Annotated in this window: 5 protein-coding genes; 3 read left to right on the forward strand and 2 right to left on the reverse strand. The window is 70.2% G+C overall.

Features of this window, described 5'->3' with window-relative positions:
- Nucleotides 1-19: 19 nt before the first annotated feature.
- From FE263_RS19525 to FE263_RS19535, 3 genes are all read left to right on the forward strand, one after another.
- Nucleotides 20-907 carry a sulfurtransferase gene (locus FE263_RS19525; RefSeq protein WP_138327710.1) on the forward strand — a complete coding sequence of 296 codons (888 nt, stop codon included), beginning with the start codon at nucleotides 20-22 and terminating at the stop codon, nucleotides 905-907.
- The gene (metC, locus tag FE263_RS19530; protein ID WP_138327711.1) at nucleotides 904-2,133 is read left to right on the forward strand and encodes a cystathionine beta-lyase; all 1,230 of its coding nucleotides are present in this window, start codon (nucleotides 904-906) and stop codon (nucleotides 2,131-2,133) included. Before FE263_RS19525 ends, metC begins: the two co-directional genes overlap by 4 nt.
- Before the next feature lie 79 nt (nucleotides 2,134-2,212).
- On the forward strand, nucleotides 2,213-3,832 hold the full coding sequence (locus tag FE263_RS19535) for an L-lactate permease (protein WP_138327712.1): 1,620 nt from the start codon (nucleotides 2,213-2,215) through the stop codon (nucleotides 3,830-3,832).
- Nucleotides 3,833-3,864: 32 nt separating this feature from the next.
- On the opposite strand, the gene FE263_RS19540 is transcribed toward FE263_RS19535, so the two are convergent.
- Both FE263_RS19540 and FE263_RS19545 read right to left on the reverse strand, forming a co-directional pair.
- The gene (locus tag FE263_RS19540; protein WP_138327713.1) at nucleotides 3,865-5,028 is read right to left on the reverse strand and encodes an iron-containing alcohol dehydrogenase; all 1,164 of its coding nucleotides are present in this window, start codon (nucleotides 5,026-5,028) and stop codon (nucleotides 3,865-3,867) included.
- A 69-nt stretch (nucleotides 5,029-5,097) separates the two neighbouring features.
- Nucleotides 5,098-6,985, reverse strand: a 1,888-nt coding sequence (locus FE263_RS19545) for a DUF6600 domain-containing protein (RefSeq protein ID WP_205880465.1), incomplete at its 5' end; no start/stop codon positions are given.

Below are 6,985 nucleotides of genomic sequence, written 5' to 3' on the forward strand. Positions count from 1 at the left end.
CCTCCCGGGACCCGGCCGCATGACCCCGCTGATCACGCCCGACGATCTGCGTGCCCTCCTCGATAAGCCATCCGGGGTCGAGACACCCTCGCTGGTCGTCCTGGATGCCAGCGTCCTGCTGCCGGGCGAGAGCCACGATCCGCAGCAGCGTTTCCTGGATGCGCATATTCCCGGCGCCCGCCGCTTCGACATCGAGGCATTCTCCGATCCGGAGGGCGCGCTTCCGCACATGGTGCCGAGCCAGGGCCGCTTCTCGCGCCTGATCGCCGCCCTCGGGATCGGCAACGCGACCCGCGTCGTCCTGTATGACCAGACCGGCCTGATCGGCGCTGCGCGCGCCTGGTGGCTGCTCGGCCTGTTCGGCCACGACGACGCGCAGGTGCTCGATGGCGGCCTGCAGGCCTGGCGCGCGCTGGATTATCCGCTCGAAAGCGGTGAACCGGATGCTCCCCCCGCGGCCCGTTTCACCCCCCGCCTGCGCGGCGAGCGGCTGGTGGGTCTGGGCGACATGATCCGGATCGCGTCCGGCGAGCGGACCGCGACGGTCATCGATGCGCGCAGCCGGGGCCGCTGGGCCGGCACCACGCCGGAGCCGCGCGCCGGCCTGCCTGGTGGCCATATCCCCGGCAGCGCCAGCCTGCCGTTCACCGAATTGCTGGCCACGGACGGCCGCATGCTGCCGCCGGACGTGCTGCGCGACCGGTTCGCCGGCGCCGGCATCGAGGCCGGCGGACAGGTGGTCACCAGTTGCGGCTCCGGCCTGACCGCGTCGGTGCTGTCGCTGGCGCTGCGGGTCGCCGGCTATCCGCATGGCGCCCTGTTCGACGGGTCCTGGACGGAATGGGCCAGTCATCCAGGGCTGCCCCGTGGCGGCGTTGATGCCCAGGGCGGGAGTGCAGCGCAATGACCAGCCCCATGCAGGTTTCCGCCGTCTGGCGCACGCTCTCGACCCGGCTGGTGCGGGCCGGGCGCAGCGATCAGGACGATGGGGCTGCCGACGAGGCGCATGGCTTCGTCAACCCGCCGGTGTCGCGCGGCTCGACGGTGCTGTTCCCGACGTTGCGCGCGCTTCGCCAGAACGGCGCCCGCCGCTACGCGCACGAACTCACCTACGGCGCGTGCGGCACGCCGACGCAGTTCCACCTGGAACGGGCGATCGCCGAGATCGAGGGCGGCACCCACACCCAGATCGTCTCTTCCGGATCGGCCGCCTGCACCACGCCGCTGCTCGCCTTCCTGGGCGCCGGCGGACATTGCCTGATGCCGGACTGCGTCTACGGCCCGACGCGGCGGTTCTGCGACACCATGCTGCAGCGCATGGGCGTCGAGACCACGTACTACGAGCCGATGCTGCCGGAAGCCGCCCTGCACGCGCTGATGCGGCCGAACACCCAGGTGGTGATGGCCGAGAGCCCGGGCAGCCATACCTTCGAGGTGCAGGACGTGCCGATGCTGGCACGCGTCGCGCACGAATACGGCGCCAAGCTGATCCTGGACAATACCTGGGGCCTGCACGTGTTCCAGCCGTTCGAGCATGGCGTCGATGTCTCGATCCAGGCGCTCACCAAATATGCCGGCGGCCATGCCGACCTGATCCTGGGCGCCATCACGGTGGCCGACGACAACGACTGGCAGGTGCTCCGCGACGGCGCGTTGCAGCTCGGCCAGTATGCCAGCCCGGATGATTGCTGGCTCACGCTGCGCGGCCTGCGCACCCTCGGCGTGCGGCTCGAGCGGCAATCGGCTTCCGCGCTGGAGGTGGCGCTCTGGCTCGAGGCGCGCCCCGAGGTGCTTCGCGTGCTGCATCCGGCGCTGCCCACCGCGCCGGGCCACGAGTTCTGGGCGCGCGACTTCACCGGCGCCAGCAGCCTGTTCGGCGTGGTCTTCCGGCCCGGCTTCAGCCAGGCGGCGGTGGATGCGATGGTTGACGCGCTCGGCGTGTTCGGGATCGGCGAATCCTGGGGTGGCTACGAGAGCCTGGCGCTGCCGAGCAACCCGACCATCACCCGTACCCTGGAGAGCAGCCGGTTCGGCGGCCCGGCGATCAGGTTGCATGTCGGGCTGGAGGATACCGATGAGCTGATCGCCGATCTCGAGGGTGGTCTGGCCGTGCTGCGGGCTGCCTCGGAGTAGCCGCGCAACAGCCTTCCCTCTCGCCAGGACTGCTGGTAAGTCCCTGGACAACAAGAATGAAAACGTTCCGGGGGGAGCCGTGTTCCATCAAGACCTGACGCCGATAGGCGGTAGCCTGCCGCTGTCCTTCCTCGTAGCCGCGCTACCGATCGCCACCGTGCTGGTCATGCTGGGCATCCTGCGCCGGCCGGCCTGGCAGGCTTCGGTGGGCGGCCTCGTCGTCGGTCTCGTCACCTCGATCGCCTTCTGGCGCATGCCGCTGTTCCTCGCCGCCGACAGTACGCTCAACGGCATGGTGTTCGCGCTCTGGCCGGTGATGTGGATCGCGTTCAACGCCCTGCTGCTCTACAACATCGCGGTGGTGAGCGGCCGCTTCGACGCCTTCCGCCACTGGATCATCGACAACCTGCCGGCCGACCGCCGCGTCGTGCTGGTCGTCGTGGGCTTCTGCTTCGGCGCCCTGCTGGAGGGCATCGCCGGCTTCGGCTCGACGATCGCGATCTCGTCCTCGCTGCTGATCCTGGTCGGCTGGGAACCACTCGAGGCGGTCACCTACTCGCTGATCTTCGACACCGCGCCGGTCGCCTACGGCGCACTCGGCATTCCGGTGACGGTGCTCGGCGCGATCACCCATCTCCCGGCGGAACAGCTTGGCGCCATGATCGGCCGGCAGCTGCCGTTCCTCGCCTTCATCCTTCCCTTCTATGTCATGGGCGTGTTCGGCGGCCGTCGCTCGATCGCCGCCCTCTGGCCGCTGCTGCTCACCGCCGGAGGATCGTTCGCGCTGATCCAGTTCGGGGTGTCGAACTATCTCGACTACCGGTTGACCGACGTGTTCGCCTCGCTCGGGTCGCTCATCATCACCGTGGCGTTCCTGCGTGTCTGGCGTCCGGCGCCGGATCCCAAGTTCGCGACCCGGACCGATCTGGAGCCGACGGCAGTTTCCCTCGGCGCCGCGGCCACCCCGCGCCTCTCGCCCTGGCAGGGCTGGATTCCCTGGATCGTGGTCAGCGTGGTGGTGATCATCTGGACCCAGCTTGGCCTGTCCGCCATCGGCCGGCAGAAGATCAACTGGCCCGGTCTCGACAACGCCGTCTACATCACGCTGTACCACAAGCCGTACGCGGCGGTCTGGACCTTCGAGCCGCTCGCCACCGGCACCGCGATCCTGTTCGCCGCGGCCGTGACCGCCCTGCTGTTCCGCGTCTCGCCCGTGCGTTTCCTCGCCTGCGCGCTGACCACCTGGCGGCAGCTGCGGATCGCGATGCTGACGGTCTCGACCATCATGGGCCTCGCCTTCCTGATGAACTTCTCGGGCATGACCTACACGCTCGGCGACGGCGTCTCGCATCTCGGCCTGTTCTTCGCGTTCGCCTCGGCCTTCCTTGGCTGGGTGGCGGTGGCGCTGTCCGGCAGCGACACCTCGGGCAACGCGCTGTTCGGCAACCTCCAGGTGGTGGCAGCCCACCAGCTCGGGCTCGACCCGGTGCTGTTCGCCGCCACCGGCTCGTCAGGCGGCGTGCTCGGCAAGATGATCTCGCCGCAGAACATATCGACGGGCGTGTCGGTCACCCCGCTGAAGGGCCAGGAGGGCCTGGTGTTTTCCAAGACCTTCAAGCACTCGATCATCCTGACGGCCTTGCTGGGCGTGATCGCCGTGCTGCAGCAGTTCGTCTTCCACTGGATGGTGCCGCACTAGCGACCGGTGGCGCGGCCGACCGGGCCTGCCGGTCAGTCGCGGTCCCAGATCTCGCGATACAAGGCGACGATCGAGGCCGTATCGGGGACCAGAGGGTTGTTGCCGGGCGAGCCGGAGGCCAGGGCCTGCTCGGCCATCAGCGGCAGCAGCGCCGTCCAGCGCTCGGGATCGAGACCGTAGCGGCGCGGGCTCGGCACTTCGAGCTCGCGGTTCCTGTCCTCCAGCGCCGAGACCAGCGCCATCGCCGCATCCCGGTCAGGAGCGCCCGCGTCGACCACGCCCATGGCGCGCGCGCAGTCGGCATAGCGGGGCTCCGCCGCCGCGATCGACCAGGCAGTGACCGCCGGCAGCAGCATCGCATTCGACAAGCCGTGCGCGACATGGAAATGCGCGCCGATCGGCCGGCTCATCCCATGCACCAGCGCCACCGACGAGTTCGAGAACGCCATGCCCGCCTGCAGGGCCCCAAGCATCATCGCCTCTCGGGCACGGCGGTCGCCGGGGGTGGTGCAGGCGGTGGCGATGTTCGGCCAGATGCCGCGCATGGCGGCGAGTGCCAACGCGTCCGCGAACGGGTTGTTCTGGCGTGAGACATAGGCCTCGATGGCGTGGGTGAGGGCATCCAGGCCGGTATCGGCGGTCAGCCGCCACGGCTTGCTCAGCGTCAGCTCGTAGTCGACGATGGCCAGGCGGGGCAGGTAGGCCAGCCCGACGCAGAGCATCTTCTCCTGCGTGGCCTCGTCGGTGATGATGGTGAAGCGGGTTGCTTCCGACCCGGTGCCGGCGGTGGTCGGCACCGCGACCACCGGCAGCCCGGGCTGGTCCTGGACGTGCGGATGACGCAGGGCGCGCGGCGAGGTGTCGTGCAGAGCCAGCACGGCCACCATCTTCGCGGTGTCGATCGGGCTGCCGCCACCGAGTCCGATGACGCAGTCATGCTGGCCACCGCGCAACACCGCCACGGCTGCTTCCACCGAGGCGACGGTGGGATCCGGCACCACCCCGTCGAAGACGCGAGCCGACACTCCGGCGGCGTCGAGAACTGACAGCACGCGGTCGAGCACACCGCTGGACGCCATGAACGGATCGGTCACGATCAGGGGCGTGCGCAGGCCGATCTGGCGCAGCGCGTCCGGCAGGCCATCGATGGAGCCGCCGCCGACGCGCAGCGAACCCGGCAGGTAGAGCGACTTCATCGGCAGTGCCTCCGTACGTAGGTCCAGCGTAGCCGCGGCACGTCTCGACAGCCAGCGCTGGCCGGCGCCTCAACGCGGCGGCGGGCGACCCGGCGCGACCGGAGCTGCCCTCGATGCCATCGGCGCCGCCGGACGCAGCATCGGTCCCATCCGCGGACCCGGCATGCGAGGTTGCGCAAGATGTGGCGGCTCCGCGAACCTTGGCTGCGAAAAGCGCGGCCCGGCGATCGCAGGCGCCGCACCGTAGGGTGCCTGGATCCGGGGCAGCTCCGGACGTTGCACCGTCGGGCGTTGCAGCGTCGGGCGAAGTGGACGGCTGGTCAGTGGAACGTTCGGCAACACCGGTGCCGGGCTGCGCGGCGTCAGGATCCGCGGCAGATCCGGACGGGCCCGGTCTGGACGTCCCAACTCCGGGCCAGGGGCGACGAGCGGACCGTCGACGTGCGGCGGGCGAGCCGGCCCACCACGCGGCAGACCGGGTCCTTGCACCTGCTGGCGTGCCGAACCGGCAGCGCTGGCGACCGGCAATGCGAACTGCGGTCGTGTCGCTGCAGTGGGCCCCGGCGACAACGGATGGATGGGGCCGGACGCCAGCCCGATCCGACGCGCGGCGGGTAATGACAGGCCTCGTGTCTCCGGCCCCGGCTTGAGCGGCAAGCCGTCTCGCAAGGTCCGGATGCTGCCGGAGCCGGCGACCGGACCCTGCCGGGGGGCGGGCCCGCGCAAGCTGCCGATCCGTGACGATCGCAGTATTGCGGTGGCCGGCGCGACTACCAGGGCGGTGCGGTTGACGAAGCCCGTGCCGCCCTGCGCATCGTCCCAGCTTGGCCGGTGCCAGCCGCCGCCGTGGTTCAGTCGACCAAGATAGCTCGCGCTGGTGTGGTAGGCGGGCTGGTAGAACTCGTGCGGGCCGAGTGGCACCCAGCCGACACGACCATGTCCCGCCAGGAGGGCGGCTGTCAGTGCACCGGCGGCAAGTCCGGCACCAGCGCCAACGGCGAGAAAGTCTACCAGCGCCGGCGCGTAGGTCGGGCGATAGCCGGAGTGGTCGTATGTGCCGGGGCTCCAGCCCCAGCGGCCGCCGGAGCGGAACCAGCGCCCGTAATGGAACGGCGCGAAGCCCCAGGGCTCCGCATCCACCCAGGTCCAGCCCCAGGGCTCGACAAAGGACCAGCTGCCATCGCCATAGGGCGCCCAGTCCGGATCGACCTGCGGATACCAGGCCTCGCCATACTGCGGATCGGACTGCCAGCTTCCGTAGCCACCCAGCTGATCGGCGCCGGTCATGCCGATTGCCGCCTGTGGGATCGGAAGCGGAGAAGGATCGGTGCGCGCCAGCATGGCGGCAAGGAATGCGTCCGGCGTACCGAGCGCCTCGACATCGCCCTGCAGGGTGTCGTTGCCGGAAGCCACCAGCATCTGCCCGGCACCACCACGCAGCACGAGGGCTCCGCTGGTGAACTGTGCCGCACCTCGGACGATCACCACCCGCGTCGCCGTCGCAGCGTCGCCGGCCAGTATTTCATACTGGCCATCCGCCGCGATCTGTACCGCGCCGCGTGGGGTGTTGAAGGTCCAGGTCTCGCCGGGCTGGACACCCCGGAGGTCCACGAAGAGTGCGCCCTGTGGCTCCCCGGCGACCGCGTTCAGGTTATCGAGCGTGTCAAGATCGAGCTCGGTATGGGCCGCAAGGGTCAGGAGATCCTGACCGATCTCGACATCGGCCTGCGCTGGTGGCTCGGTCCAGAGCGCATCCCCTGACGTGAGGGGGAAGTTGAGAATTGCCGGTGTCCACTGCGTGCCGCCCGGACCATGCGTGCTGACCGTGCCGTCGAGCCGAGCCAGCCGGGCGGGCCCCCCCCGCGGGGCGGCGCGGCCCGCGCGGGGAGGGACAGCCCGGACCCGTGCCCCAAGGGGGGAGGGGGGGGGGCCCCAGGACACCGGGCCCCGGGGGGCC

Origin of the sequence: Lichenicoccus roseus, from assembly GCF_005844085.1 — a bacterium.
GTDB lineage: Bacteria > Pseudomonadota > Alphaproteobacteria > Acetobacterales > Acetobacteraceae > Lichenicoccus > Lichenicoccus roseus.

What these genes read in the sequence shown, in the direction of transcription:
- FE263_RS19540 (WP_138327713.1), bottom strand. Translation starts at nt 5,028, where the DNA reads ATGAAGTCGCTCTACCTGCCGGGTTCGCTGCGCGTCGGCGGCGGCTCC.
- metC (WP_138327711.1), top strand. Translation starts at nt 904, where the DNA reads ATGACCAGCCCCATGCAGGTTTCCGCCGTCTGGCGCACGCTCTCGACC.
- FE263_RS19525 (WP_138327710.1), top strand. Translation starts at nt 20, where the DNA reads ATGACCCCGCTGATCACGCCCGACGATCTGCGTGCCCTCCTCGATAAG.